24 protein-coding genes are annotated in these 25,741 nt (G+C 69.4%); 18 read left to right on the top strand and 6 right to left on the bottom strand.

Annotated elements, in window-relative coordinates:
• The first annotated feature begins 68 nt into the window (after positions 1-68).
• Positions 69-575 (top strand): TetR family transcriptional regulator, encoded by a 507-nt coding sequence (locus tag HNR14_RS06955; RefSeq protein WP_218874990.1) that lies wholly within the window; start codon positions 69-71, stop codon positions 573-575.
• Between the two features lie 338 nt (positions 576-913).
• Here HNR14_RS06955 and HNR14_RS06950 read toward each other — a convergent pair whose 3' ends face one another.
• A complete protein-coding gene (locus tag HNR14_RS06950) occupies positions 914-1,543 on the bottom strand; it encodes a TetR family transcriptional regulator (RefSeq protein WP_179700467.1) in 630 nt (209 codons plus the stop codon).
• A 120-nt stretch (positions 1,544-1,663) separates the two neighbouring features.
• On the opposite strand from HNR14_RS06950, the gene HNR14_RS06945 reads away from it, so the two are divergent.
• Positions 1,664-2,545 (top strand): SDR family oxidoreductase, encoded by an 882-nt coding sequence (locus HNR14_RS06945; RefSeq protein ID WP_179700466.1) that lies wholly within the window; start codon positions 1,664-1,666, stop codon positions 2,543-2,545.
• Positions 2,546-2,618: 73 nt separating this feature from the next.
• On the opposite strand, the gene HNR14_RS06940 is transcribed toward HNR14_RS06945, so the two are convergent.
• Positions 2,619-3,992, bottom strand: a complete 1,374-nt coding sequence (locus HNR14_RS06940) for an MFS transporter (protein ID WP_179700465.1) — start codon at positions 3,990-3,992, stop codon at positions 2,619-2,621.
• Between the two features lie 90 nt (positions 3,993-4,082).
• The gene (locus HNR14_RS06935; RefSeq protein ID WP_179700464.1) at positions 4,083-4,961 is read right to left on the bottom strand and encodes an NmrA family NAD(P)-binding protein; all 879 of its coding nucleotides are present in this window, start codon (positions 4,959-4,961) and stop codon (positions 4,083-4,085) included.
• 66 nt (positions 4,962-5,027) lie between these two features.
• Between HNR14_RS06935 and HNR14_RS06930 the strand changes: the two genes are divergently transcribed.
• Positions 5,028-5,666, top strand: coding sequence for a TetR/AcrR family transcriptional regulator (locus HNR14_RS06930; RefSeq protein WP_179700463.1), 639 nt, complete (start codon positions 5,028-5,030; stop codon positions 5,664-5,666).
• 829 nt (positions 5,667-6,495) lie between these two features.
• Here the strand turns inward: HNR14_RS06930 and HNR14_RS06925 are convergent.
• Positions 6,496-8,064 carry a PucR family transcriptional regulator gene (locus HNR14_RS06925; protein ID WP_246311535.1) on the bottom strand — a complete coding sequence of 523 codons (1,569 nt, stop codon included), beginning with the start codon at positions 8,062-8,064 and terminating at the stop codon, positions 6,496-6,498.
• Positions 8,065-8,320: 256 nt separating this feature from the next.
• On the opposite strand from HNR14_RS06925, the gene HNR14_RS06920 reads away from it, so the two are divergent.
• From HNR14_RS06920 to HNR14_RS06870, 11 genes are read left to right on the top strand one after another with little or no spacing between them, the layout of a single operon-like run.
• Complete coding sequence (locus HNR14_RS06920) at positions 8,321-8,737, top strand: Hsp20/alpha crystallin family protein (protein WP_179700462.1); 417 nt, start codon at positions 8,321-8,323, stop codon at positions 8,735-8,737.
• The gene (locus HNR14_RS06915; protein WP_179700461.1) at positions 8,734-9,108 is read left to right on the top strand and encodes a general stress protein; all 375 of its coding nucleotides are present in this window, start codon (positions 8,734-8,736) and stop codon (positions 9,106-9,108) included. Before HNR14_RS06920 ends, HNR14_RS06915 begins: the two co-directional genes overlap by 4 nt.
• A gap of 29 nt (positions 9,109-9,137) precedes the next feature.
• Entirely contained in the window at positions 9,138-11,027 is a 1,890-nt protein-coding gene (dnaK, locus tag HNR14_RS06910) for a molecular chaperone DnaK (protein WP_179700460.1), read from the top strand.
• 12 nt (positions 11,028-11,039) lie between these two features.
• Positions 11,040-11,546, top strand: coding sequence for a nucleotide exchange factor GrpE (locus tag HNR14_RS06905; protein ID WP_179700459.1), 507 nt, complete (start codon positions 11,040-11,042; stop codon positions 11,544-11,546).
• A gap of 4 nt (positions 11,547-11,550) precedes the next feature.
• Entirely contained in the window at positions 11,551-12,492 is a 942-nt protein-coding gene (locus tag HNR14_RS06900; protein WP_179700458.1) for a DnaJ C-terminal domain-containing protein, read from the top strand.
• A complete protein-coding gene (locus HNR14_RS06895; protein ID WP_179700457.1) occupies positions 12,489-12,779 on the top strand; it encodes a chaperone modulator CbpM in 291 nt (96 codons plus the stop codon). The genes HNR14_RS06900 and HNR14_RS06895 overlap by 4 nt, the downstream gene beginning before the upstream one ends.
• A gap of 18 nt (positions 12,780-12,797) precedes the next feature.
• A complete protein-coding gene (gene clpB, locus HNR14_RS06890) occupies positions 12,798-15,443 on the top strand; it encodes an ATP-dependent chaperone ClpB (protein ID WP_179700456.1) in 2,646 nt (881 codons plus the stop codon).
• Positions 15,440-15,928: a thioredoxin gene (trxA, locus tag HNR14_RS06885; protein WP_179700455.1), complete on the top strand. Its 489-nt coding sequence runs from the start codon at positions 15,440-15,442 to the stop codon at positions 15,926-15,928. The genes clpB and trxA overlap by 4 nt, the downstream gene beginning before the upstream one ends.
• The gene (locus HNR14_RS06880) at positions 15,925-16,188 is read left to right on the top strand and encodes a UBP-type zinc finger domain-containing protein (RefSeq protein ID WP_179700454.1); all 264 of its coding nucleotides are present in this window, start codon (positions 15,925-15,927) and stop codon (positions 16,186-16,188) included. Before trxA ends, HNR14_RS06880 begins: the two co-directional genes overlap by 4 nt.
• Complete coding sequence (locus tag HNR14_RS06875; RefSeq protein ID WP_179700453.1) at positions 16,188-17,852, top strand: FAD-dependent oxidoreductase; 1,665 nt, start codon at positions 16,188-16,190, stop codon at positions 17,850-17,852. The genes HNR14_RS06880 and HNR14_RS06875 overlap by 1 nt, the downstream gene beginning before the upstream one ends.
• Positions 17,849-18,838, top strand: a complete 990-nt coding sequence (locus HNR14_RS06870; protein ID WP_179700452.1) for a CorA family divalent cation transporter — start codon at positions 17,849-17,851, stop codon at positions 18,836-18,838. The genes HNR14_RS06875 and HNR14_RS06870 overlap by 4 nt, the downstream gene beginning before the upstream one ends.
• Before the next feature lie 39 nt (positions 18,839-18,877).
• On the opposite strand, the gene HNR14_RS06865 is transcribed toward HNR14_RS06870, so the two are convergent.
• Positions 18,878-19,603, bottom strand: a complete 726-nt coding sequence (locus HNR14_RS06865) for an SDR family NAD(P)-dependent oxidoreductase (RefSeq protein ID WP_179700451.1) — start codon at positions 19,601-19,603, stop codon at positions 18,878-18,880.
• Between the two features lie 332 nt (positions 19,604-19,935).
• On the opposite strand from HNR14_RS06865, the gene HNR14_RS06855 reads away from it, so the two are divergent.
• Complete coding sequence (locus HNR14_RS06855) at positions 19,936-20,628, top strand: VIT1/CCC1 transporter family protein (RefSeq protein WP_179700449.1); 693 nt, start codon at positions 19,936-19,938, stop codon at positions 20,626-20,628.
• Positions 20,629-20,664: 36 nt separating this feature from the next.
• Here the strand turns inward: HNR14_RS06855 and HNR14_RS06850 are convergent, their stop codons facing one another.
• Positions 20,665-21,609, bottom strand: coding sequence for a LysR family transcriptional regulator (locus HNR14_RS06850; protein WP_179700448.1), 945 nt, complete (start codon positions 21,607-21,609; stop codon positions 20,665-20,667).
• 121 nt (positions 21,610-21,730) lie between these two features.
• Between HNR14_RS06850 and HNR14_RS06845 the strand changes: the two genes are divergently transcribed.
• Genes HNR14_RS06845 through HNR14_RS06835 form a run of 3 tightly spaced genes read left to right on the top strand, consistent with a single transcriptional unit; the run spans position 21,731 to position 25,731 of the window.
• The gene (locus tag HNR14_RS06845) at positions 21,731-23,278 is read left to right on the top strand and encodes an aminotransferase class I/II-fold pyridoxal phosphate-dependent enzyme (protein ID WP_179700447.1); all 1,548 of its coding nucleotides are present in this window, start codon (positions 21,731-21,733) and stop codon (positions 23,276-23,278) included.
• A 54-nt stretch (positions 23,279-23,332) separates the two neighbouring features.
• On the top strand, positions 23,333-24,829 hold the full coding sequence (locus tag HNR14_RS06840) for an amino acid permease (RefSeq protein WP_179700446.1): 1,497 nt from the start codon (positions 23,333-23,335) through the stop codon (positions 24,827-24,829).
• Complete coding sequence (locus tag HNR14_RS06835; protein WP_218874989.1) at positions 24,826-25,731, top strand: universal stress protein; 906 nt, start codon at positions 24,826-24,828, stop codon at positions 25,729-25,731. The genes HNR14_RS06840 and HNR14_RS06835 overlap by 4 nt, the downstream gene beginning before the upstream one ends.
• Positions 25,732-25,741: the final 10 nt, after the last annotated feature.

The raw sequence follows: 25,741 nt of genomic DNA, 5'->3' as shown, positions 1-25,741 counted from the left end.
TGCCCATACCGACCGACACATCTCGCCGCCGCGGGCCACGCCGAGACGCCCTGCGAAACGACGCCATCGTGATTGAGGCAGCCCGCGCGGTCTTCGCCGAGCAGGGGCCCCAGGCGAGCATGGAGGCCATCGCGACCCGAGCCGGGCTCGGCGTCGGGACGATCTACCGACGCTTCGCCGGCAAGGACGCCCTCCTGGATGCCATCGCCCAGACCTTCGTCGAGGAGATGGATGAGGCCGCCGAGGCCGCCGTCGCCGACCCTGACCCCGCTCACGGCCTGGAGCGATTCCTCGACTTCGTCGGTGCTTTCAACGCCGAGAAGCGCCGCTACGCCGGCGCATTGATCGACCGGGTCGCCAGCGACGAGGTCAGCGCCCGGACGGCAGACAGGATCCGGCAGCTCACCCAGGCCGCGGTCGACGCGAAAGCCCTCGCGCCGGACGTGACCGCCCACGACATCAAAGCGCTCATCATCGCGTTGCGCGGCGTGGTCGCCACGGCGCCCGACGGAGACGACACCACCTGGCGACGCTTTATTCGCATCCACCTCACCGGACTTCAAGACAGCGCCTGACACAGAGGCGGACACGGGCCGGCTGACCCGACCGCAGACCATCCGCTACTTCCCCGTTGGTCTCCCAGCACGGATCTACGCCGTGTTCCAGGACGCCTGCCGCAACCGCGGCCATAGTCGGCACCAGTGCCGGCTGCACCATGCCGCCCAAAGAGCATGTACGGAAGTCACGCCGCCCATTCGAATGCCGCTGGGCCGACATCGTCTTCTACAACGAGCCCACCGAAGGCAGCCACTTCTTCGCCCTCGAGCAACCCGAGACTCTTGTCAAGAATGTGCGCCCAACGTTCACCCAACGGCGCTGACCGAACCGGCTCCGCGACCACACCGGTTCCCTGTCATTCATTGCATCGCGTCCCTCCAGGCGGGGCGCTGACGGCGAGATGGTCCGAGGGTGCAACGGCAAGGTGGCCCGCGCTCGCCTGAACCGCGAGGAGCGCTTCGGCGGCGTAGGCCTGGAACGTCTTCACACCGAAGCGGAGCCATTCTTCGAGTGCGATCGAGAACGCCACGAGCACGGTCTCTGCCGCAAGCCGCGCTGTCACATCGTCGATGCCCCGCCCGAATAGAGCCGCGCGGACCGCCGCAGCGGTGCGAGCATGCTTGAGCGCGCCGCGCTCCTGCACCTCGCTGCTTTCGGCGAGCACCCGGACGCGATGCGCCGCTTTGCCTCGTTGCTCGGGGCTCATCGCTGCCCCAGCGGCCTCAAGCGCCGCTCCCAGGAGTTCCTGCAGGGACGCGCCGGCCGGCGCGACACGGATTCCCTTGACGAGGAGCCCGGCCAGCCGGTCTTCGTCGCCGAAGAGCACTTCGCGTTTGTCGGAGAAGTGGCGGAAGAACGTCGCGCGGTTCAATCCCGCGCGGTCTGCGATCTGAGCGACCGTGGTGTTCTCATAGCCGTTCTCGGCGAACAGCTCGAATGCCGCGCGCTCCAACCGTTCCCGCGCATCCGGAGTCCACCTGCTCACCGTCCCAGTCTAAGGTCTCACGCGACTGCATCGCATGACTTGACATGGATGCGACCGAGTCGCATGATGAAGGAGTGATGCGACTGCATCGCATTACTGTACCCACAGAGGAAAGTTCTTATGCGTATCTTCGTCACCGGAGCCTCCGGTTGGATCGGCTCGTCCGTCGTCCCAGAACTCATTGGCGCGGGCCATAGCGTCGTCGGGCTCGCACGCTCAGATGCCGCCGCGAGTGCGGTCGCCCATTTCGGGGCTGCGGTCGTCCGGGGCACACTGTCCGATCGTGACGTGCTCCGAAGCGCCGCTGTCTCGAGCGACGCGGTGATACACCTCGCCTATGACCATGGCCTCGGCCAGATCGGCGGCGCGCCCATCGATGCGGAGGCGATCGACACGTTCACTGCTGTGCTCGAGGGCACCGGGAAGGCGCTGCTGATCACCGGCGCGACCCTCGCGGTTCCCGGCCGCGTAGCGACGGAACACGATGAGCTCGTTCCCCGCGGCCCGATCGCGGCGCGCATCGAGAACATGCGGACAGCTCTCACTGCTGCAGACCGCGGCGTCCGGGTCGGTCTCGTGATGATTCCCCGGTCGGTGCATGGTCAGGGCGAGCGACACGGGTTCATTCCGCAGCTGGTCGCACGCGCCCGCGACGCCGGCGTCTCCGCCTACGTCGGCGATGGATCCGCGCGCTGGCCCGCTGTGCACGTGAAGGACGCCGCAGCCCTCTACCGGCTCGCCATCGAGAAGGCACCCGCTGGCTCCATCCTCAACGCCGTCGGCGACGAGGGTGTGACCGTCAAGGACATCGCCGAAGCAATCGGACGCGGCCTCGACCTGCCGGTCGAGTCGCGCCCCGCCGAGGAGTTCGGCATGCCGTTCTCCGCACTGTTCAGCCAGGACATGCCTGCCAGCAGCGCTGCGACTCAGCACCTGCTCGGTTGGACACCCACTCACGCAGGCCTGATCGAAGACATCGACCTCGGCCACTACTTCGACTGAGATCACCACAGACCCCATCCACACACTGCATGCTCGTCGCGTGCGCTTGACAGGTCTCACGAGCCCCGATCGCTCAGGGCCGTGATGTGGTGCGGGTGATCGAGAGCGCGATTCCGGCGAGGACGATGAGCCCGGTCGCGACGAGGAAGGACAGCCGGTAACCGCAGACCAGATCGCCTGTCGTGTCGGTGACGGCCGCGGCGATGGTGGCGAGCACGGCGATCCCGATCGCAGAACCGAGTTGCTGCCCCGAAGCGAAGAGTGCTCCGGCAGTGCCGCGCTGGTGCGGGGGTGCGTCGGCAGTGAGGGCGAGGGATGCGGCAGGCAGGGCCAGTCCCATTCCGGCGGCGGTGAGTAGGATGCCGCCGAGCACATTCACCGCGTAGCTTCCGGTCGCCGTCACCTGTGAGAGCCAGAATTGTCCTGCGCCCACGAGGGCGAGGGCGAGCAGCAGTTGACGTCGGTAACCGAGACGGGGCAACATTCGGCGGGCCATCTGCGTGGAGACGAGCAAGGCGGTCAGGGTAGCCGGCACCAGGGCCAAGCCGGTCTGGACGGCGGAGAGTCCGAGCACGTGCTGTAGGTACATGGACACGAAGTACACGTAGCCCGCGAGCACAGCGCCGATCACGAGGATGGCGATGAGTGCAGCGGGTCGTCCACCGCCGCGGAGCAGCGAGAAGGGCAGAATCGGGTCGGCGATGCGGCGCTCGACGAGCACGAAGACGACGGCGAGGACAGCGGCGGCCACGAGGGCGATCCACGAGTCGGGGCTGCCGAAGCCGTTCTGCTGCCCCTGGCTGACGCCGTAGATGAGGGCAGCTACTGCGGCGGTGGCGGTGAGCGCGCCCGGCAGGTCGAGCCGGATACCGCTGTGGCCGGGGATCGCGGGCACGCGCCAGAGGATGAGCGCGATCAGGATCACGATGAGCGGCGGGTTGATCAGCAGCACCGACCGCCACCCGACGTACTGGGTGAGGATCCCGCCGAGAACGATGCCCGCGGATGCTCCCGCCGCCACACTTCCCTGGAAGATGCCCATCGCCCGGATGCGCGCCCTCGGCTCGGGATGCGCATGGGCGAGGAGGGCGAGGGCGGCGGGCGCGATGAGCGCGGCACTCGCCCCCTGCACGATCCGTGACGCGACGAGCACCCCGGCGCCGGCCGCGAGGCCGCCGGAAAGGGAAGTGAGCGCGAAGAGCGTCAGCCCGCCGATGAGGGTGCGTCGGTAGCCGATGAGGTCGCCGAAACGTCCGCCGACCAGGAGCAGTGCGCCGAAGGTCAGCGCGTAGCCGGTGACGACCCACTGCAGGCCCGCCTCGGTGAAACCGAGTTCGCGCTGGACGGTGGGCAGGGCGACGTTGACGATGGCGAAGTCGAGTTGCAGGACGAACTGGGCTGCAGCGGTGAGGGCGAGAACCCATCCGGAGGAGAGTTTTTCAGGCACGAGGGCTCCAGGCATGCGGAACGGGTCGAGGCTCCCGCCGCGTGATCGCGAGGGGAGCCCCGACGGAGCTGGTGGGGGTGGGGTGTCGGTTCAGGCGGTGAAGGCGGGCTTGAGCGTGTCCTCGACCCACTCGCGGAACGTCGTCGGCGTGGTGTTCTCCGGAGTGCGGACGACCGCGTTGTCGAGGCCCTGGTCCTTCGCGGCGGCCATGTCGACCATCCCGTCGGCCATCGCCTCGCTGTAGCCGCGACTGAGGAAACCGTCCTTCTGCTGCTGAGCCGGGACCTGCTGGAACCGGATCGGGGTGCCGAGCACCTCGCTGATGATCATGGCCATGTCGTTGAAGGAAAGGTCCTCCGGACCGAGGAGGGGGACATCCTCGCGTCCGGTCCAGGTCGGGTTCAGCAGCAGGCGCGCGGCCTCCGCGGCGATGTCGCGGGTTGCGACGGCGGGCAGCTTCCGGTCCCCGTCGATCGGGGAGAAGAACGCGCCGGCGTTCTTCATCGCGCCGACCTGCCAGATCAGGTTGTCAACGAACGAGGGCATGACGAGCGCGCGGAAATGCACGCCGGTGCTCGCGATCAGATCTTCCATCGCGTTCGACGCCGACGCGTAGCCGGCGTAGATCTGCGTCCCGCGCCCGAGCGCCGAGACCGTGACCACACGCTTCACGCCGTGGCGGACGATCGCGTCGGCGGCGGGAATACTGAAGCCGACGTACGCGTCGTAGACGCTCGCCGCGTGCTCGTCCGCCGGCACGAGCCAGAAGACCGAGTCGGCGCCCTCGAAAGCCTTGTCGACGACGACCGGATCGCGATGCGAGCCCTCGACGACCTCGACCCTGTCGCGTACCTCGGCAGGCAGCCGGCTCGCATCGCGGACGACCACGCGAATGGGCTCGCCTCCGTCCAGGAGACGGGCAAGGACTTGACCTCCGATGAGGCCGGTGGGGGCGGTTGCGACGATCATGGGTAGATACTCCTCGTTCAGCTAAGTAAACTCGACTGTACCGTTTACTTTATCGGAAGGCAACACATGGCGCGCCGCGGTAACGAACTTCGCGAGCACATCCTCGCCGAGGCCAAGAACGTCTTCCTCGAGCTCGGGTTCGAACGCACCTCGATGGATCTCGTCGCCCAGCGGGCTCAGACCTCGAAGCGGTCCCTGTACGCGCACTTCGACACGAAAGACGCGCTGTTCGTCGCCGTGATCGAACGCATCCAGGAGCTCTTCGACGGGCGGATCAAGACCCCCGAGCACTACTCCGATGACCCCACGGACGCGGCTGTACTCTTCTGCGGGCGGTTCGCGCAGATGCTCACCTGGGCACCGATCCTGCGGACCTGCCGACTCAGCATCGCCGAAGCAGAACGGCTCCCCGAGGCATCATCGAAGCTTTATGAGGCATTCTTCGGCAAAGCCCACGGACGCCTGTGTGCGTTTCTCGCGGAACGATTCGACTTTGAGGGAGCGACCACGACCCTGCTCGCCGATCAGGTATTGACGAGCGCCGTCCAACCTTGGCTCACCCGAGCGCTGTTCGGACTGGAGGAACTCCGCGACGAGGTCCCCGATGAAACGACCATCTCCACCGACGTCGAACTCGCCCCGCTCCGGGCGTCGCTTGAAGCCTTTATCCAAAGCCACACCGCACCTGAACGCGCCTCGACCTAAGCAGTACCTCAAGGCTGCGCTACGCGACCGCCGCCGACGCGTGCACCCTAGGAACAGGCGTCTTACTCACGGTGCAAACCGGCAAAGACGGTTGACCATCGATATGTGAGCGCGTGACAACAGGAGGGACCGAGGACACGCGTTTTCTCGACGACGTCTCGTCGCTGCCAGCCAGACGCAGAGCCCGGGTTCCGCTACCAGGTTCGTAGGTCACAGGCATCGGCGCCTGATCCGTCGGCGTCACCATACAGGCAGGCTGACCGGTCCCGCCTGCTGGACCTATTGGCGCTGCGGTCTACAACGGCACAAGTCGAGGAGCCTAAAACTTCCACTGAAGTTCCGATTGCCTCCAGCGACTTGAAACAGTTTGACCGTATCGCGGAGGAAATCCTCCGCCAGTCGTCGTTCTCCAACGACAGTACGTGCATTGCTCCGTAAGTGAGCGCGCCCTCGTGGTCGATCGACGCGTACGCCGGGCGCGCGGCAAAGGGGTTCGCTCGATCCTTCACGCTCTCTCCAGCGTGGCATTGGCCGAATACTGCTTGCGTCGCGAATACCGGCACCCGGGCTTTGTCCTCCTCGACTCACCGATCGCCAGCCCGACGATCCTGATATTGAGGGCGAAGACGAGACGATCACAACCAAAATGTCATGGATGCGTTCTACGCGTATCTGCAGAATGAGTTCCTTGGCCGGTCACTCATTGGAAAGCGCCCCGGGTTCTACCCACCCGCTGCGGTTTAGTGTGTCGCTCGACGCCGCTGCGCAGTACGCGCGTTTGAGTGCTCTCAATGCCGAACGCCGGTAGGCGGCAGGCCGCGCCACCCGATCACCGCAGCCGGGCTGCCCGGACGCGGACGGCGAGATGCAGGTTGAGCCTCGAGTCGGGATCCGTGAGGTCTCGGCCGCTCATCTCGCGGATGCGGCCGAGCCGGTACCGGAGTGTGCTGCGACCGATGGTGAGCGCATCGGCCGTGCGATCGTAGTTGCCCCCGGCGTCCAGATAGACGGTCAGCGTGTGCACCAGTTCGGAGTGGTGGGACCGGTCGTGAGCGATGAGCGCGCCGAGCCACTCGTCCACGTAGCGGTCGACCTCGGCGCCGCCGTCGGACAGGTCGAGGATGCGGAGCAGGCCGAGGTCGTCGTGATTGGAAAGGCCGTAGGGGCGGCGTGACTCGACCCGGAGCCGCTTGGCCCGGGTCGCCTCTGCGAACGAGCGGGGAAGATCCCCGGCGATGCATCGTCCGCCGACTCCGATCGTGCCCCGCACGCTGAAGACGGAGGCCGAGAGCCGCGCGTACAGGCCGGAGAGGTCGTCGCGGTCGGCGACCACCACGAGCACTCCGTCGCCGCGACGGGAGATGAGGGCCGGGATCCGCATCGCTTCGAGCGCGTGACGCACCGCGTCGCCGATCTCGACACCGTTCGGCGTCGGGCGCTCCCAGGAGACGAGCGCGACCCGATGGAAACCGCTGAGATCGAAGTGGAGCGACTCGGCGCGGGCGAAGGCGTCGACGACATCGCCGCCGGTGACGAGCTCGTCGGCGAGGTCGCGACCCAGGCGGACCTCGACCTCCGCGACGCGACGGTGGTTGGCGAGCTCGACAGCGATCATCGCGCCGGCGAAATCGACGGCGAAGCGGTCGTCGGTGCTCTGGTCGTCGTCCGGATCGTAGATGCCGATCACACCGAGCGTCTCCCCTCCCGCGCGGATCGGGGCGGACCGCCACCCGGCCGTGGGCGCCGCGCCGGCGACGAGCGTCGCGACGGGCCCGTGCACGTCGTCGGGCGCTCCTGAGTAGCCCACTCCGATGAACGCGCGCTCATTTCCGAAGGAGTCCTGCAGCACGACCGAGCGATGTGTGAGCGCACTCAACGCCTCGACGATCCGCGCTTCTCCGTCGGCGGATCCGGCGGCGGCGACGATGGAGTCGCGGATCTGCTGGTGCATGTTCAACCGCACGATGGTCGCCGCCATGGTGCGGTTCGACCCCACCTGCGCCTCCCCGCGCTGGCGGAGCTCGGCCGTCTCTCTGTGCTCCCGGCCGATCAACTCGGCCGCCGCCAGGGCGGCGCCGGTCGGCTCGGCCAACGCGCGGAGCAGGAACATCTCCTCCCCCGACGGTTCTGCTGCCGATCGGAGCACGAACGCTCCTCTGACCTTTCCCGTCCCGCGGAAGAACAGGGCGTAGCGCCACGCCCTCGAGCTCTCGAGCGCCCCGTCGGTGCCTGCGCGAGCCTCCACCAGCCGATCGAGTCGACGGTTCGCCTTGCCCGAATAGCGCGCGAGACGATCACCGGCGGCCACATACGCTGCGAGGACGCTGCAGGCGGCGATCGCCCTCGCCGAGGCGGACGCGATGCGCAACGTGCGGCGGATGGTCGGCTGTTCGAACATCGTGGAGCCCGCCCTGAAGACGTCGTATAGATCGGCCCGTGGCTTCACCTCCAGGCCGACCCGCGCGACAAACTCTGGATCGTTCAGTGAGCACATCATGGTGGACTCCCGCTCCCCTCATGCTAGCCGCCCGTGCGTGGGCCTGACAGGGCAAGGGCGGGATCTCCTTTGGCTCTCCCAGGCCGAAGAGGCGACTGCCGCGCGGGCCGCACACTCGTCTCGGCGAGACCGTGACCGGTTGAGCGGGGAGGAGATCATGACGCTCGTGGGATTCGACTCAGTCCGCGATGTCGACCGTGCCGTCGAGCAGGCGCTGGGCAGGAATCGGCGCACTGTCGCCGTTCCCCTGGAGGCGTACCGCCGTGGCGGCGACTATGTCGTGGTGGCGGATGTCCCCGGCACCGATCGCGCCGATGTCGACGTGCGCGTCGAGCGGAACGTCGTCACCATCACGGTGCAGCGACGGGCGGCGTTCGGGACCGGTGACGTGGTATTCATCGACGAGCGTCCGCGCGGCGAGTTCGTGCGCCGGCTCTTCCTGGGCGACAGTCTCGACAGCTCGGCGCTGTCGGCGGATTTCGGGAATGGCGTGCTCACTCTCCGCATCCCGGTCGACGAGACGAGCACGCCGCGCCACGTGGAGATCTCCTCGCAGCCGGGACCGTCGACATGAGTGCGACGACACAGGGGGCGCACCAGGCGTCGGATACCGGTAGCGACAGCACGACCGTGGGCGTCGTCGACGACTTCGCCGCCGCTGAGGCCGTCATCCGCCGGCTCGCCGACGCGGACTTCCCGATCGAGCACGCCCGCACCGTTGGGGGCGACCTCCGCCTCATCCAGCACACCACCGGACGCGTGACCTTCTGGGGCGCGGTCGGCCTAGGGGCTGCCGGAGGCGCTATCACCGGACTGCTGATCGGCTGGATCTTCGGCGCGGTGGTCGGTGGGCTCACGGGCGCGCTGTGGTTCTCCGTCTCGGGAGGATCCCGTCTCCTGAACACCGAACCAACCGCGGACGACCACGAGCCGTCCGACGACTGACGTGACGAAACTACGAAAGGGCACCTCTCATGGCCAAAGCAGTCGGCATCGACCTCGGCACCACGAACTCTGTGATCGCCGTCTGGGAGGGCGGCGAGGCGCGCGTCATCCCGAATGCGGAGGGTGCGCGCACGACCCCGTCCGTCGTCGGATTCACGGACACAGGGGAGCGCCTCGTCGGGCAGCTCGCCCGGCGGCAGGCGATCCTCAACCCCAAGGGAACGATCTCGTCGGCCAAGCGCTTCATCGGGCGCACGTTCGACGAGGTCCACGAGGAGGCCAGAGCGGTCGGGTTCGACATCGCGGCCGGTCCGAACGGGGAGGCCCGGTTCACGATCCGCGGAAAGCTGTACGCGCCGGAGGAGATCAGCGCGCTGGTCCTGCGCAAACTCGTCGACGACGCCGCCAAGTTCCTCGGCGAGAAGGTCACCGAGGCCGTCATCACGGTCCCGGCGTACTTCAACGATGCTCAGCGGACGGCGACGCGGGATGCCGGTCGCATCGCGGGGCTCGAGGTGCTCCGCATCATCAACGAACCGACCGCGGCGGCTCTCGCATACGGGCTGGACAAGAAGGAGCACGAGACCGTGCTCGTCTTCGACCTCGGCGGCGGCACGTTCGACGTCAGCCTTCTCGATGTCGGCGACGGCGTCGTGGAGGTGCGCTCGACCGCGGGCGACACGCACCTCGGCGGCGACGACTTCGATCGCCGGATCGTCGACTACCTCGCCGACGAGTTCCAGAAGGAGAACGGCATCGACCTTCGCAACGACCCGCAGGCCCTCCAGCGGCTGTTCGAGGCCTCCGAGAAGGCGAAGGTCGAGCTCAGCACCGTGAGTCAGACGCAGGTCAGCCTGCCCTTCGTCACGGCGGACGCCTCCGGACCGAAGCACCTGACGGCCACCCTCAAGCGCGCCACGTTCGAGAACATCACCGCCGACCTGGTCGAGCGCTGCCTGGCCCCGGTGCGCCGTGCGATGGAGGACGCGAAGGTCTCGGAGAACGACATCGACGAGGTCATCCTGGTCGGCGGTTCGACGAGGATCCCGGCCGTGCAGAACCTCGTCAAGCGGCTCACCGGTGGCAAGGACCCGAACATGACCGTGAATCCCGACGAGGTGGTCGCCATCGGCGCGGCGATCCAGGCGGGCGTGCTCAAGGGGGAGGTCAGCGACGTGCTCCTGCTCGATGTGACCCCGCTGTCGCTGGGCGTCGAGACGCGCGGCGGCGTGATGACGAAGATCATCGAACGCAACACGACCATCCCGGCACGCCGTAGCGAGGTGTTCTCCACGGCGCAGGACGACCAGGACTCGGTGGAGATCGTGGTCCTGCAGGGGGAGCGCGAACGCGCTGCCGACAATCGGGTGCTCGGCCGGTTCACTCTGACCGGGATCCGGCCGGCGCCCCGCGGAGAGCCGCAGGTCGAGGTCACCTTCGACATCGACGCGAACGGGATCCTGGATGTGAAAGCGCGCGACAAGGACACCGGGGTCGAGCAGGGCATCACGATCAGCGGCACGACGAACCTCGATCAGGCGGAAATCGAACGCATGGTGCAGGAGGCCGAGCAGCACCGGACCGAGGACCAGCGTGTGCGCGAGGACGTCGACGCCCGCAACGAGCTCGACGCGGCCTCCTACCGGGTGGAGCGCACGCTCTCGGATCGGGGTGCATCGGTACCTGAGCATGAGCGCTCCCGCGCCGAGCTGCTCATCGGGCAGGCCAGGGAGGCCGTCGCACGAGAGGTTCCGGCAGCCGAGGCCCGCGAACTGGCGAGCGAACTGCTGCAGGTGGAGGCGGCCCTCTCCGTCGACCGCCCGGTCGAGGGGACCTCGGCCGGGACGCCCGACTCCGCGGATCCCGCAGACACCGACGACTCGGACGATGTCGTCGATGCCGACTTCGATCGCGACTGAGGACTTCGGACCATGGACGACCCGGAGACCCGCAGCACGGACACCGAGCGGCCGGAGGAATCCGCCGCGTCCCCGAGCGACGAGCTCGTCGCGCGCCTCGCCGATGTCGAGGATCGGTGGCGTCGCGCGGCGGCGGACCTCGACAACAGCAGGAAGCGGGCGGCCAGGGAACTCGCGTCGGCACGAGACGCCGAACGGGTGCGCGCCGCCGCCGTCTTCCTGCCGGTCGTGGATGGGCTGCAGGATGCCGTCACCTACGCCGAAGGCGTGGACACCGGGCTCGCGGCGGGTGTCGGATCGATCCGGGAGCTCGCCATCGCCGCCCTCGAGCGGCTCGGCTTCCCGCGCATCGACACCGTAGGGGTGCCGTTCGACCCCCGCATCCACGAGGTCGTGTCGGTGATCGATCGGGGCGAGCAGCCTCCCCGCACCGTCGTCGCCGTCACGCGGCTCGGCTTCGGCAGCCCCGAGCACCTTCTGCGTCCCGCCGGCGTCGTCGTGACCGCAGCGGAGGAGTGACGCCGTGGCCGACGACTACTACCGGCTGCTCGGTGTTCCACGGTCGGCGGACGCGAAGGAGATCCAGCGCGCGTACCGCGAACTGGCGCGCAAATACCACCCCGATGTGAACAAGCAGCCGGGCGCCGAAGAGAGGTTCAAGGAGATCAGCGAGGCGTACCACGTGCTGGCCGATTCGGAGTCGCGGGCCCAGTACGACCGGTTCGGACCGGAGTTCCGCCACTACGCGAGCGCCGAGCGCGAACCAGCCTCCGCGTCCCGCCGCGACGGCGGCCGAGGGGGGCGCCGCCCGCGGCCGGGCCCTGGACCGTCCGGGTTCAGCTGGTCGAGCGCCCAGGGCGCCGCCGGTCCTGGCGGCACCGCGGTCGATTGGGACGACCTCTTCGGCGACGTCTTCGGCTCGATGCGGGGGATGGACGCCGAGGCCGACCTCGAACTCACCGTCGAGGAGGCCTACCGCGGCGGGCCCCGGACCCTCGTCCTCTCAGGCCCGGATGGCAGCCGTCAGACCTTCGACGTCCAGATTCCGGCCGGCGTGCTCGACGGCCAACGCATCCGCATATCCGGCGGCGGAAACGCCGGCAGGCAGGACGGCGGGACCGGCGACCTCGTCATCACGGTCAGAGTCCGGCCCTCCCGCCGATTCCGGCTCGACGGGAAGGACATCGAGATGGATCTGCCGATCGCCGCCTGGGAGGCCGCGCTCGGGTCGAGCGTCCCGACGCGGGCGCCCGGCGGCCAGATCACCGTGCGGGTCCCCCCGGGTTCGTCCAGCGGCAGGCGGCTCCGTCTGAAGGGCCAGGGGATGCCGCAGGCGGGCGGAAAGGCCGGCGACCTGTTCGCGAAGGTCAAGATCATGGTCCCCCCGCACCTCAGCGAACGCGAACGCGAACTGTACGAGCAGCTGAAGCACGAATCCACCCACTACTCGAGGTCGTCGCCATGAGTTCATCTCTCGTTCTGGCGCTCCCGCCGCGCCTCGATCTCGGCACGGTCGCCGCCGCATCAGGGATCCATCCCGACCTGGTGCGACGGTTCGTCGACCTCGGGCTCGTCCCCGCCTGGGAGGACGCGTCCGGCCGGCTGTGGTTCTCCCCGGCCACGCCGGGCCTGGTCCGCCGCATCGTCCGGCTCCACGCCGATCTCTCACTCAATTACGCCGCCGTCGCCCTCGTCATCGACCTGCTCGCCCGGATCGATGCGCTCGAGAACCGACGTCGGGTGCTCCGCTGACGCCAAGGAGATTCCACCATGGACATGAACAAGCTGACCCAGAAGTCCCAGGAAGCCCTGCAGGAAGCGCAGAGCATCGCGGGCAGGAACGGCCAGACGGAGACCGAGAGCGAGCACCTCCTGCTCGCCCTGGTCGTCCAGGAGGGCGGCCTGATCCCGCGACTGCTCGAGGCCGTCGGCGTCGATCTGACCGTCCTGCTCGCAGAGCTTCAGCAGCTGATCGCCCGCAAGCCCAGGACGACCGGCCCCGGTGCGACACCGGGCCAGGTGTTCCTGTCGAGGAGCCTCGCGGCGACCCTGGATCGGGCGGAGCGGGAAGCGGCGCGCCTGAAGGACTCGTACGTCTCGGTCGAGCATCTGCTCCTCGCGCTCGCCGACGACCCTTCCGGTAGTGCGGCGGCGCGTCTTCTGCAGAGCAACGGCGTCACCCGGGAGACCTTCCTCGCAGCGCTCACCTCCGTGCGGGGCAACCAGCATGTGACGTCCGCCACACCGGAGCAGACCTACGAGGCTCTGGAGAAGTACGGTCGCGATCTCGTCGCCGACGCGCGCGCAGGCCGCCTCGATCCGGTCATCGGGCGGGACGCGGAGATCCGGCGCGTCGTGCAGATCCTGTCCCGCAAGACGAAGAACAATCCCGTGCTGATCGGGGAGCCCGGTGTCGGCAAGACGGCCATCGTCGAGGGCCTGGCGCAGCGGATCGTGCGCACCGACGTTCCCGAAGGCCTCCGCGACAAGACGATCTTCCAACTGGACCTCGCCGCTCTCGTGGCCGGTGCCAAATACCGCGGCGAGTTCGAAGAGCGCATGAAAGCCGTCCTGGCGGAGGTCATCTCGTCCGACGGGCGCATCCTCCTGTTCATCGACGAGCTGCACACGCTCGTCGGCGCCGGTGCGACCGAGGGCGCGATGGATGCGGGCAACATGCTGAAGCCCATGCTGGCGCGAGGAGAGCTCCACCTCATCGGCGCGACCACGCTGGACGAGTACCGGCAGCACATCGAGAAGGACGCCGCCCTCGAACGCCGGTTCCAGACCGTGATGGTGGAGGAGCCCGATGTCGAGGACGCCCTCTCGATCCTCCGCGGACTCCGCGAACGCCTCGAGGTCTTCCACGGCGTGCGGATCCAGGACAACGCGCTCGTGGCCGCCGTGACCCTCTCGCACCGGTACATCACCGACCGGTTCCTGCCCGACAAGGCGATAGACCTCGTGGACGAGGCCTGTGCCCGGCTGCGCACCGAGATCGACTCGATGCCGGCGGAGCTCGACGAGCTCACCCGGCGCCTGACGCGACTCGAGATCGAGGCGGCGGCGCTGGAGAAGGAGAAGGACAAGCCGAGCCGGATCCGCCTCGACGAGCTGCGCCGGGAACTCGCCGAACTGCGAGCAGAGACCGACGCGAAGCGCGCGCAATGGGAAGCCGAACGTCAAGCCATCCGCAAGGTCCAGGAGCTGCGCGGCGAGCTCGAGCGCGTCCGGCGCGAGGCGGAGGACGCCGAGCGCAACTACGACCTCAACCGTGCCGCCGAGCTGCGCTACGGCACTCTCGCCCAACTCGAACGGCAGCTCGCCGCCGAGGAGGAGCGACTCCGGTCCAAGCAGGGGCCGCAGCGGATGCTGCGGGAGGTCGTGACCGAAGAGGAGATCGCCGAGATCGTCGCGGCGTGGACGGGCATCCCCGTCGCGCGGCTGCAAGAAGGCGAGCGCGAGAAGGTGCTGAAGCTCGACGAGATCTTGCGCGAGCGCGTCGTCGGTCAGGAGGAGGCCGTGCGGCTCGTCACCGACGCGATCATCCGCGCTCGGTCGGGCATCCGCGACCCCCGGCGGCCGATCGGGTCGTTCATCTTCCTGGGACCGACGGGCGTCGGCAAGACCGAGCTGGCGAAAGCGCTCGCGGCCGCCCTGTTCGACAGCGAATCCGCCATGATCCGGCTCGACATGAGCGAGTACCAGGAGCGGCACACGGTCAGCAGGCTGGTCGGAGCCCCTCCCGGGTACGTCGGGTATGACGAGGGCGGCCAGCTCACGGAAGCGGTGCGGCGGCGCCCGTACTGCGTCGTCCTCTTCGACGAGATCGAGAAGGCGCACCCGGATGTCTTCAACACGCTCCTGCAGGTGCTCGACGACGGTCGCATCACCGATAGCCAGGGTCGCACGGTCGACTTCCGGAACACCATCGTGATCATGACCTCCAACATCGGGGCGGAACACCTGCTGACCGGCGCCCGGGACAGCGACGGGGGCATCACCGAGGACGTCCGTGATCTGGTGCTCGCTGAGCTGCGCGGCCGCTTCCGCCCGGAGTTCCTCAACCGCGTCGACGACACCATCGTCTTCGCGCCGCTCGGTCTCGACCAGATCGAGTCGATCGTGGTCCTGCTGACGGACGACCTGCGCCGCCGTCTCGCCGAACGGGGCATCGCCCTCGAGCTGACCCGGGAGGCGCGGCGGCTGATCGCAGAGCGCGGCTACGATCCGCTGTACGGTGCCCGGCCGCTCCGACGGTACATCTCGCACGACATCGAGACGCGCCTGGGCAGGGCACTCCTGTCCGGAGCGGCGCCGGAGGGGTCCACCGTGCGGATCGACGTGCACGACGGCGACCTCGCCGTCGACGTCGTCCCGGCGCCGGACGATGTGGATGTCGAGGCGGCGAGATGACGACCGCGATCACGATCATCCGCTGCCCGAACTGCGAGCACAAGAACCGGGTCCCGCTCGCCGCCGCCGGTCGTCCGCGTTGCGGGAACTGCCACAACGCGCTCCCCTGGATCGTCGACGCCCTCGACGACACGTTCGCGGAGGTCGCCGAGAAGGCGGACCCGCCCGTGATCGTCGACATGTGGGCCACCTGGTGCGGACCCTGCCGGATGGTCAGCCCGGTGCTGGAACGGCTGGCCACGGAGCGGGCGGGCGACGTGAAGCTCGTCAAGGTCGACGTCGACCGCGCCCCGCAGCTGTCCTCGCGGTTCGGCGTGCAAGCCGTTCCGACCCTGCTGATCCTTCACCACGGCGCAGTGATCGCCCGGCAGGCCGGAGCCGCTCCCGTCGACGTGTTGCGCCGCTGGTTCGACGACGCGATGGAGAAGGACGCGCGCGACGAGGACAGATCCTCCGGCGATTCCGAGCAGGGGCGCCGATCATGATGAGCCGTCCCGATGCCCACCTCGTCTACGTCCGTCGCGTGGCGCCCCGCACTCCCGGCGTCTGCGAGGACTGCGTGGCCCTCGGCACGCCGTGGGTGCACCTCCGGCTGTGCCTCACCTGCGGCAAGGTCGGCTGCTGCGACTCCTCGCCGATGAGGCACGCCCGTGCCCATGCCCTGCACGACACCCATCCCATCGTCCGTTCCCTCGAGCCGGGAGAGAGCTGGCGCTGGTGCTACCTCGATGAGGACTTCGTCTGATGGGGAACTCAGCACCAGAGAGCCTGGTGAACGAGACGCCCGACACGTCCGGGGCGTTCCCGCGGCTCACGCCGCCGCAGCTGGACCGGTTGCGCACGGTCGGGAGGATCGTCCCGGTCGCCGAGGGACAGGTGCTCGCCCGGGCGGGCGAGTCGTTCGCCTCCTTCTCCGTTGTGCTCGACGGCCGGCTCCTGGTCTACGAGGGCGATCCGGTCGGTGCGGACGCGCTGTTCGAGATCCACGGTCCCGCACGCTTCGTCGGCGACATCGGGCTGCTCGAGGGCGAGCCGTCGTTCGCCACGATCGCCGCCCTGGAGAGCGGCAGCGTGCTCGATGTACCGATCGGCGAGCTGGAGCGGATCGTGACCGGCGACCCGCTGCTGGGTGACGTCATCCTGCGCGCGTACCTGATCCGGCGGTCGATGGCGATCGGCTTCGGCGCGGGCCTGCGGATCATCGGGTCGCGCTTTTCGCCCGCCACCCGGCGGCTCCTGGACTTCGCGGCGCGCAACCGGGTGCCGCATCGCCTCCTCGACGTGGAGCAGGACCCTGCCGCCGACGCGATCATGCGCCGGATGGGCCTGGAGGTCGCCGACGTGCCCGTGGTGATCGTCTCCGGATCGCGCGTCCTGCGGAATCCGTCCGTCATCGAGCTCGCACAGGCGCTGGGCCTGCGGAAGGCCCCTCCCGCGGCGACCAGCGATGCGCTCGTCGTCGGGGCGGGCCCGGCCGGGCTCGCGGCGGCGGTCTATGCCGCCTCCGACGGGCTCTCGGTCGTGCTGTGCGACGCTGTCGCGACCGGCGGCCAGGCAGCGCGATCGTCGCGGATCGAGAACTACCTGGGGTTCCCGTCCGGGATCTCGGGCGCGGAGCTCGCCGACCGGTCCACTCTCCAGGCCGCCAAGTTCGGTGCCACGGTCTTCGCCCCCTCGACCGTGGAGGGCCTCACCTCCGACGCGGGGGCGCTGGTGGTGCGCTTCTCCGACGGGACGAGCCTCCGTCCCCAGACCGTGGTCGTCGCCTCCGGGATGAAGTACAACCGTCTCGCCGTGGCGGACCTCGATCGGTTCGAGTACACCAGCGTCTTCTACGCCGCCACGATCGCCGAGGCGCGGGAGTGCGGCACCGACCCGGTCGTCGTCGTCGGAGGCGGGAACTCGGCCGGGCAGGCGGCGATCTTCCTGGCCGGCACGGCCTCGCGTGTGCACCTGGTCGTCCGCGGGGGCGACCTGGGGGTGAGCATGTCGCGGTATCTCGTCGTGCAGGTCGAGGACCACCCCCGCATCAGTGTGCACCGCACCTCGGTGGTGGTCGGCGCGAACGGCGGCGCACACCTGGAGTCGGTCCTCGTCGAGGATGCGGCGTCCGGCGTGCGGGAGGAGATCGTCACCGCGCACCTCTTCGTCTTCATCGGCGCGACCCCCGCGACGTCCTGGCTCGGACCGGACATCGTGCGCGACGAGGGGGGCTACGTCGTCACCGGACACGGGGCGACTCCGGCGGGCGCGAGCCGCGCTTTCCTCGAGACGTCGATGGCCGGTGTCTTCGCCGTCGGCGACGTTCGAAGCGGGTCGGTGAAGCGCATCTCGGCGGCGATCGGCGAAGGCGCGAGCGTGGTCCGGATGATGCACGAGCACCTCGAGACGGCGGGATACCGCGGGTGAGCGCCGTGCGGGTGCGTCGGTACGACGCCGACGGGACGTTCACCGAATCCGACGAGGTCGCTCCCGGCGACCTCCGCGGGGATTCCGTCGACCGGGAGGGCGGCTTCGTCTGGGTCGGGCTGACGGATCCCGACCCCGCGCGGCTGGAAGCTCTCGGCGTCGCCGTGGGGCTGCACCCGCTGATCCGCGACGACATCGCCGGGGGGCGGCAGCAACCCAAGGTGCAATGGTTCGACGACCAGCTGTTCATCGTGCTGCGGGTGCTGCGCTCGGTCGACGGCGAGTCCGAGTCGATGTCCGAACTGTACGTCTTCGCCAGACCGGGCGTCCTCGTCACCGTCGGCTCGCGGGGAGAGATGGGGGGCTTCGACGTCTCGGCCGCCCTCGACGCCGGCTACCCGGCTGTTCTCGGCCTGGGCACCCTCGGTGCCGTCCACGCGATCGTCGCCAGGGTCGTCCGCGGCTACCTCGTCGTCGCCCGCGACATCGAAGAGGACCTCGGCGAGCTGGAGGACCAGGTGTTCGACGAGACCCAGGAGGACGACCCCCTTCGCATCTACCGCCTCCGCCGCAGGATCGGCCGCGTCGATCGAGCCGTGACGACACTGGCCGTCGCGTTCGAGAACAGCCGGGACAAGCTCGTCGACTACTCGCGCGTCCACCCCGGCCTCGCCCCCTACGTGATCGACCTCATCGAGGATCTTGCCGGTGCGGCCCGGCTCGCCAACGACCAGCGGTCGGCGCTCGACGGGGTGATCTCGAGCCATGAGAACGCGGTCGCCTCGGAGCAGAACAGCGACTCCCGCACCATCTCCGCTTTCGCCGCCCTCCTCGCCATCCCGGCCGTCGTCGCCGGCCTCTACGGGATGAACTTCACGGACCTCCCCGTCACCGATTGGCGGTACGGGTGGGTCGTCATCATCGCCTTCATCGCGTCCCTCGAGCTCTGGGCGTACATCGCGCTCAAGCGGAGGCGCTGGTTCTGACGCCGGCGCGTGCGCCGGTCCGGTCGCGTGAGCCCGCGCTCAGAGCCGGATCTTGCCGAGCACTCGGAGGACCTTGCTCAACCCCGGCAGGATCAGAGGTCGGTTCTTCCGGATGCCGGCGATCATCGTGCTAACGACGGTGGCGATCGGCATCTGCGGGATACGGTCGACTTCCTGGTTGTCGGCTGCCGAGCCGTTGAACATCGGCTTGGACGTCCGTGGCGGAGCCAGCTCGAAGACTCGCACCCGGGTGTCGCGCAATTGCGTGCGGAGCGACTGCGTGTACGAGTGCAGGCCGAGCTTCGATGCGCTGTAGAGGGGTGCCTTGTCGAAGGGGAAGTAGGCGATACCCGACGTCACGTTCACGACCGCCGCCTCCGGCCGTCCGAGCAAGTGCGGCAAGAAGACCTGGGTGACCAGAACGGGTCCGGTCAGGTTGACGGCGATCTCGGTCGCGATTCCGGAGGGCGCCGCGGTCGTGAAGGAGAGGGGCTGCATGAGTCCGGCGTTGTTGATCAGGACGTTGACGTCCGGGAAGTCCGCCAGAACCGCTTCCGCGAAGGCCGTGATGGACGCGAGGTCGGTCACTTCGAGAGGGTAGGCCTGGAGCCGAGGATGGGCCTGCCGGAACTGCCGCAGCCGCTCTTCGTCTCGTCCGGTCACGATGACGGTGTTGCCGGCGGCGGAGAGCTGTTCGGCCATCTCCAGCCCGATACCGGATGTGCCGCCGGTGATGATGATCGTGTCGTGCCGCAGATCTACCACGGAACACCCTCCTTCTCGAACGGCCCATGTCTTCGAAGCCCTCTCGATCCTTTCTCCCCACCCCCGCCGCCACCAGTCCCCGCGGACACTGGTACTGCCAGGGGCAGGCTCCGGGCAGGCATCGTCGCCCGTGCCATCGCTCGTGCCTGCCCCCCATAGGACGATGCGGTGGATCCTCAGACCGTCTCGAGCTCAGACCCGCAACGGCGGATCCTGGTCATGCTGCTCGCCCTGCTCGAGCAGCGGGACCGGGAGATCGCGAGCAGCTGGTGCGGCCGCGGCCGCTCCCGAGTCCGGCCCGGAAAACGAGAACAGCCGTGAGAGCATGACGCATGGCCAGTCTGCTCGCCCGGTTCCGCACCGCCGTGACGGACGCGGCCTCGTTGCGGTCATGGACGGTGGATGCGAACGACGGCATCATCGCGACGGCCGGTGTGCTGGAGGGATTCGCGGGAGCGGGTGCGTCCGACGCGACGCTCCTGACCGCGGCGATCGTCGCGACCGTCGCCGGCGGGCTCGGCCTGGGCGGCGCGAAGTGGTCGGAGGAGGCCGCCGAGCGCGAGGCGCAGCTCCGGGTCGCCCGCGAGGAGGCCGCGCAGCTGGAGCTCAGTCCCGACGAGGAGGTCGCCGAGCTGGCCGGGTACTACGAGCGCAAGGGGCTGACCCCCGACCTCGCCCTCCAGGTCGCCGAACAGCTGACCGCCGCGGACGCCTTGGGCGCGCAGCTCGAGGCGGAGCACGGCATCCGGGAGGTCATGTCGCGGGCGGCGCCGGTCTGGGCCGGCGTCACGGCCACCGCGGCGTTCGTGCTGGGCGCCCTCGTCCCCCTCCTGATCACGATCCTGGTACCGGGGAGGCTCGAAGCGTGGGCCGTGCTGCTCGCCGCGATCGTCTCGCTCATCCTGACCTCGATCGTCAGCGCCCGCAGCGGAGGGACCGGCGTCCTGCGCACCATCGCGCGCTCCCTCACCGTCGGGGTCGGGACCCTGGGCGCGAGCTACCTCGCGGGGCTGCTCATCTTCTAGCCCGCTGAGACGATGAGGTGCGTGAGGGGGCGCGGCTCACGAGCTCTCGGCCCGGTCCGCCGACCGCACGGCGGCGAACCCGTCCCGGATGGCGACGACCAGCTGCCGCACGGCGGGGGAGGGGTGGCGGGACGCGTCCTCCGCCGAGGTCGCCACCAGGATGGAGCGGGCGAACGACGGGTCGTTGATCGGCCGCAGGACGATCCCGGGGTGCTCGGCGTTGGTGGCGAGGCGCGGGATGAGCCCCACGACCATCCGCGCGGCGGTCATTCCGAGCAGGACCTGGAACTCGTCCGTCCGGATCGCGACGTCGAGGGTGTGACCTTCTGCCGCGAAGGCGTCGACCACGATGCGGTCCATCGGGTCGTGCACCGTCGTCGCGAAGACCCAGCGTTCGTCCCGCAGGGACAGGAGCGCGGGTACATCGATCGACGGACGTGAGGCGAGCGGGTGACCCACCGGGAGGGCGAGCATCAGCGGATCGCGGTGCACCTCCGTGGTCACCACGCCCGGGCGGAACGGGAGTTCGTAGCCGGGCACGGTGTAGACGAGTGCGACATCCAGGGCTCCCCGGTTCATCTGCTCGACGAGCGCCGGCACCTCCTCCAGCAGTGCGTCGATCTCGATCCCCAGGTCGCCGATGCGGGAGGCGACGAACGGCAGGACGTTCGCCGCGGCGGTCGCGAACGTCCCGAACCGGAGGCGCACCCGCCCCAGCTGGCCGAACTCCCGCGCATCCCGGATCGCACGCGCGCTCAGCGTCAGGACCTCCTGCGCCCGCTCGACGAGGAGCATACCGACGGGGGTCAGCCTGCTGCCGCGGGGAGAGCGGGTCAGCACGGGGGATCCGACCAGCCGCTCCAGGTTCTTCAGGTGGTAGTCCACCGTCGGCTGGCCCCAGCCGAGCCGGCGCGCGGCGGCGGACACCGAGCCCTCCGCGTGCACGGCCGTGAGCGCCTCGAACTGCCGCAGATCGGCCATGGATGATCCCGTCCCTCTGTCGGTGACGCGCGCGTCGAGCGCCTGAGCCACATACAGTGTATGTGGGGCACGCGAAGATGCGGGGATTCCCACGGCGGACCGCGACCCTCACGATGGAGCAATGGCCTCCACACGTCCCTCCCCGGTCGACGGCGTGCGTCCGCCGGCGACCGCCGATGATCTTCGCCAGTGGGAGACGCCGTACGCGGACGCTCTCGACCGTCACGCCGCACGGGAGCAGATCCCGCTCATGGTTCCGGGGCACGGAGGCGACGGGCTGGGTCTCAGCGCCCGGCTCGCCGAGTTCATCGGCGAGCGTCCGCTGCAGCTCGACGTGCCGATGCTGATGGACGACATCGATCTCGGGGAGGACTCCCCGCTGAGCCGGTCCCTCGACCTGGCGGCGGAGGCATGGGGCGCGCGACGCACCTGGTTCCTCACCGGCGGCGCGTCCCAGGGCAACCGGATCGCCGCACTGGCGGTCCGGGGCCTCGGCGCGAACATCCTGTCCCAGCGCAGCGCGCACTCGAGCTTCAGCGACGGCGTCCTCTCGGCGGGACTGGTGCCCTCGTTCGTCCTCCCCTCCATCGACACCGACCACGGCGTGGCGCACGGCGTCTCGCCCGCTGCGCTCGACGACGCACTGGTCGCAGCGGCGGCCGACGGGCGCCCGGCCGACGCGGTCTACATCGTCTCGCCGAGCTACTTCGGCTCCGTCGCCGACGTCGCGGGCCTCGCCCGTGTCGCACACGCCCACGGCGCGCCGCTGATCGTCGACGGCGCGTGGGGACCGCACTTCGGATTCCACCCCGACCTCCCGGAGTCGCCGGCCCGGCTCGGTGCGGATCTCGTGGTTTCGAGCACGCACAAGCTGGGCGGCTCGCTCACCCAGTCCGCGATGCTGCACCTCGGCCACGGCCCGTTCGCCGACGCCCTGGAGCCGCTGGTCGAACGCGCCGTCTCGATCACCGCCTCCACCTCGACATCCGCGCTGCTCCAGGCCTCGCTCGACATCGCCCGGCACTCCCTCGCGACCGGTGCCGAGCTGATCGGCCGGTCGATCGTGGCGGCCGACGCGTTCCGGGATGCGCTGCGCGACGACCCGCGGTTCGGCGTCCTCAGCGACGGGTTCGGCGCCTTCGACGACATCGTCGCCGTCGATCCGCTGCGCGTCGCCATCGACGTGTCGAGCGCCGGTGTCAGCGGTCACTGGTTGCGCCAGCGCCTCGCCGACACGGACGGGATCTTCTTCGAGATGTCGACCGCGACCTCCCTCGTCGCGCTCATCGGCGCGGGCACGACGCCGGATCTCCAGCGCGCGCACCGAGCGCTCGCGGCGGCCGTCGACTCCGAGGAGGCGCAGACCCAGCGCTCCCGGGTCGCCGACCACGGGTTTCCCGCCCTGCCCGATCCCGGCGCGCTGCGGATGTCGCCGCGCGACGCCTTCTTCGCCGCCACGGAGCTCGTTCCCGCGGCGGACGCCGTCGGCCGCATCTCCGCCGACACCCTCGCCGCCTACCCGCCCGGGATCCCGAACCTCATCCCCGGCGAGGAGATCACGGCGCAGACCGTCGCGTTCCTCCGCGCGGTCGCCGGGTCGCCCTCCGGTTTCGTCCGCGGCGCCGCCGATCCCGAAGTCGGGCGGTTCCGAGTGACCCGCATAGGCTGAATCGGCACGACGACAGCGGCCGACTCCGACCCCCACCATTCAAAGGAGACTGGTATGCCCACGATCGCCCAGCAACTGCTGCGCAGAAAACCGACGACGCCCTCCGGGGTCGAAGACGGGCAGCTGAAGCGCAGCATCGGCCTGTTCTCGCTGACCATGATCGGGGTAGGAGGGACGCTCGGCACGGGCATCTTCTTCATCCTGTCCCAGGCCGTCCCCGTCGCCGGACCGGCGGTGATCTGGTCGTTCGTGATCGGCGGCGTCGTCGCCGGACTGACCGCGCTCTGCTACGCCGAGATGGCGGGGGCCGTCCCGGCGTCGGGTTCCACCTACTCGTACGCGTACGCGACCCTCGGCGAAGGCACGGCGATGGCGGTCGGGGCCTGCCTGCTGCTGGAGTACGGCGTCTCGACGGCCGCAGTCGCGGTCGGATGGTCGCAGTACGTCAACCAGCTGCTGCAGAACCTCTTCGGCTGGCAGCTGCCGGTGCAGCTCTCGCAGGCTCCGGAGCAGGGCGGCATCGTCAACGTCCCCGCCGTGATCGTCATCGTGCTGTGCTCGCTGCTGCTCCTGCGGGGCGCGCGCGAGTCGACGACGGTGAACAGCATCATGGTGGTCATCAAGATCGCCGTCGTGCTGTTCTTCTGCGCCGTCGCCTTCACCGGATGGAACGCCGACCACTTCCACAACTTCGCGCCGGCCGGGTTCGCCGGAATCGTCGGCGGCGCCGGCATCATCTTCTTCTCGTTCGTCGGCCTCGATGCGGTGTCGACAGCAGGAGAGGAGGCCAAGAACGCCAAGCGGAACCTCCCCCTCGCGATCATCTTCGCGCTCGTGATCATCGTCCTGCTCTACGTCCTGACCTGCCTCGCTGCCCTCGGCGCGCAGGCGCCGGAGAAGTTCGCGAACCAGGATGCGGGACTCGCCGCGATCCTCCAGAACATCATCGGGTCGGCGTGGCCGGGGACCATCGTGGCGATCGGTGCGATCATCTCGATCTTCTCGGTGACGCTGGTCGTCCTCTACGGGCAGACGCGCATCCTCTTCGCCATGTCACGCGACGGGATGATCCCGCCGGTGTTCGCGAAGGTCAATCCGCGATCGATGACGCCGGTGCGGAACACCATCATCGTGATGATCGCCACGAGCATCCTCGCCGCCGTCATCCCGATCGACTTCCTCGCCGAGATGACGAGCATCGGCACGCTGGTGGCCTTCCTCGTCGTCTCGCTCGGCGTCATCATCCTGCGCGTTCGCGAGCCGGAGCTGGAGCGCGGGTTCCGCCTCCCGCTCGGCTGGACCATCCCCATCCTGTCGATCGCGGGCTGCATCGCCATCATCACGCAGCTGCGGGTGATCACCATCGTGGTGTTCCTCATCTGGACCGCCGTCTTCCTGGCCTTCTACTGGTTCTACGGCCGCACGCACTCCAAGCTCGAGACGGGGCAGGGGACCGGCGAGGGGGAGGCCCCGTACACCAGCAACTTCGCGCAGCCGAGCAAGAGCGAGATCCGTGAGGCCGCCGCGCGCCGACGGGCCGGCCGGAAATGAGCATCGTCGTCGGGGTGGATCCCGCGCACCGCTCCGCGTCGGCGCTGCACCTGGCCGGGATGCTCGCCCGCTCCTCCGGCACCAGTCTGATCGTCGCCGCGATCGTCCCGTCCGCCTGGCCCGCGACGGCGGGAGGCGCGGACGCCGAATGGCGCAGCTACACCCGGGACGCTGCGGACAGCACGCTCGACCACGCCGCCGCCGTGCTGGGCGGCTCCATCGCCGCGGAGTACCTCGTGTACGAGGCTCCCTCGGCCCGGCGCGGCTTGAACAGCCTCGCGGAGGAGCGGGATGCGGGGCTGATCGTCGTGGGATCGGCGACGCAGGCGCCGCAGGGGCGCATCGCCCTCGGCGCGGAGAGCGACGCACTCCTCCACGCGTCACCGGTTCCCGTGGCGATCGCGCCGCGGGGCTATCGCGTGGAGCAGGGCTCCCGCGTCGACCGCGTGACCGCCGCCTACCGTGGGACCGGTGCCTCGGCCGGCCTCGTCCTCGGCGCGGCGGCGGTGTCGGCGTCGGTAGGTGCCGCGCTGCGGATCGCATCCTTCGCCGTCGTGCCGCCCGACTCCGGGACCTCGGGAGCCGGGCTCGACGCCGAGACCGCCATCGCGGACACCTGGGCCGCCGACATCGAGAAGCACGCGACGTCTCTGGCGCGCCGGGTGTCGGAGCTGGACCAGGCTCCCACCGTCTCCGACGTCGCCGTCGGCAGGGGCGAGACGTGGGAGGCGGCCATGGCGGCCGTGGACTGGGAGCCGAACGAAGTCCTGGTCGTGGGTTCGAGCACCCTCGGCCCCCTCGCGCGCGTGTTCCTCGGCTCGCACGCCGCCAAGATCGTCCGCCACTCGCCCGTGCCGGTCGTCGTCGTCCCGCACGGCGTCGCCACCCGGGACCGGGAGTGAGCGGCCGCCG

Source organism: Leifsonia naganoensis, assembly GCF_013410615.1.
Taxonomy (GTDB): domain Bacteria; phylum Actinomycetota; class Actinomycetes; order Actinomycetales; family Microbacteriaceae; genus Leifsonia; species Leifsonia aquatica.
This window is presented reverse-complemented; position numbering and strand designations above follow the sequence as displayed.

Excerpts from the sequence above, each read along its gene's own strand:
- HNR14_RS06920 (WP_179700462.1), top strand. The coding sequence starts at position 8,321 with ATGACGCTCGTGGGATTCGACTCAGTCCGCGATGTCGACCGTGCCGTC.
- dnaK (WP_179700460.1), top strand. The coding sequence starts at position 9,138 with ATGGCCAAAGCAGTCGGCATCGACCTCGGCACCACGAACTCTGTGATC.
- HNR14_RS06840 (WP_179700446.1), top strand. The coding sequence starts at position 23,333 with ATGCCCACGATCGCCCAGCAACTGCTGCGCAGAAAACCGACGACGCCC.
- clpB (WP_179700456.1), top strand. The coding sequence starts at position 12,798 with ATGGACATGAACAAGCTGACCCAGAAGTCCCAGGAAGCCCTGCAGGAA.
- HNR14_RS06875 (WP_179700453.1), top strand. The coding sequence starts at position 16,188 with ATGGGGAACTCAGCACCAGAGAGCCTGGTGAACGAGACGCCCGACACG.
- HNR14_RS06915 (WP_179700461.1), top strand. The coding sequence starts at position 8,734 with ATGAGTGCGACGACACAGGGGGCGCACCAGGCGTCGGATACCGGTAGC.
- HNR14_RS06835 (WP_218874989.1), top strand. The coding sequence starts at position 24,826 with ATGAGCATCGTCGTCGGGGTGGATCCCGCGCACCGCTCCGCGTCGGCG.
- HNR14_RS06945 (WP_179700466.1), top strand. The coding sequence starts at position 1,664 with ATGCGTATCTTCGTCACCGGAGCCTCCGGTTGGATCGGCTCGTCCGTC.
- HNR14_RS06850 (WP_179700448.1), bottom strand. The coding sequence starts at position 21,609 with ATGGCCGATCTGCGGCAGTTCGAGGCGCTCACGGCCGTGCACGCGGAG.
- HNR14_RS06880 (WP_179700454.1), top strand. The coding sequence starts at position 15,925 with ATGATGAGCCGTCCCGATGCCCACCTCGTCTACGTCCGTCGCGTGGCG.
- HNR14_RS06935 (WP_179700464.1), bottom strand. The coding sequence starts at position 4,961 with ATGATCGTCGCAACCGCCCCCACCGGCCTCATCGGAGGTCAAGTCCTT.
- HNR14_RS06905 (WP_179700459.1), top strand. The coding sequence starts at position 11,040 with ATGGACGACCCGGAGACCCGCAGCACGGACACCGAGCGGCCGGAGGAA.
- HNR14_RS06855 (WP_179700449.1), top strand. The coding sequence starts at position 19,936 with ATGGCCAGTCTGCTCGCCCGGTTCCGCACCGCCGTGACGGACGCGGCC.
- HNR14_RS06925 (WP_246311535.1), bottom strand. The coding sequence starts at position 8,064 with ATGTTCGAACAGCCGACCATCCGCCGCACGTTGCGCATCGCGTCCGCC.
- HNR14_RS06845 (WP_179700447.1), top strand. The coding sequence starts at position 21,731 with ATGGCCTCCACACGTCCCTCCCCGGTCGACGGCGTGCGTCCGCCGGCG.
- HNR14_RS06895 (WP_179700457.1), top strand. The coding sequence starts at position 12,489 with ATGAGTTCATCTCTCGTTCTGGCGCTCCCGCCGCGCCTCGATCTCGGC.
- HNR14_RS06930 (WP_179700463.1), top strand. The coding sequence starts at position 5,028 with ATGGCGCGCCGCGGTAACGAACTTCGCGAGCACATCCTCGCCGAGGCC.
- trxA (WP_179700455.1), top strand. The coding sequence starts at position 15,440 with ATGACGACCGCGATCACGATCATCCGCTGCCCGAACTGCGAGCACAAG.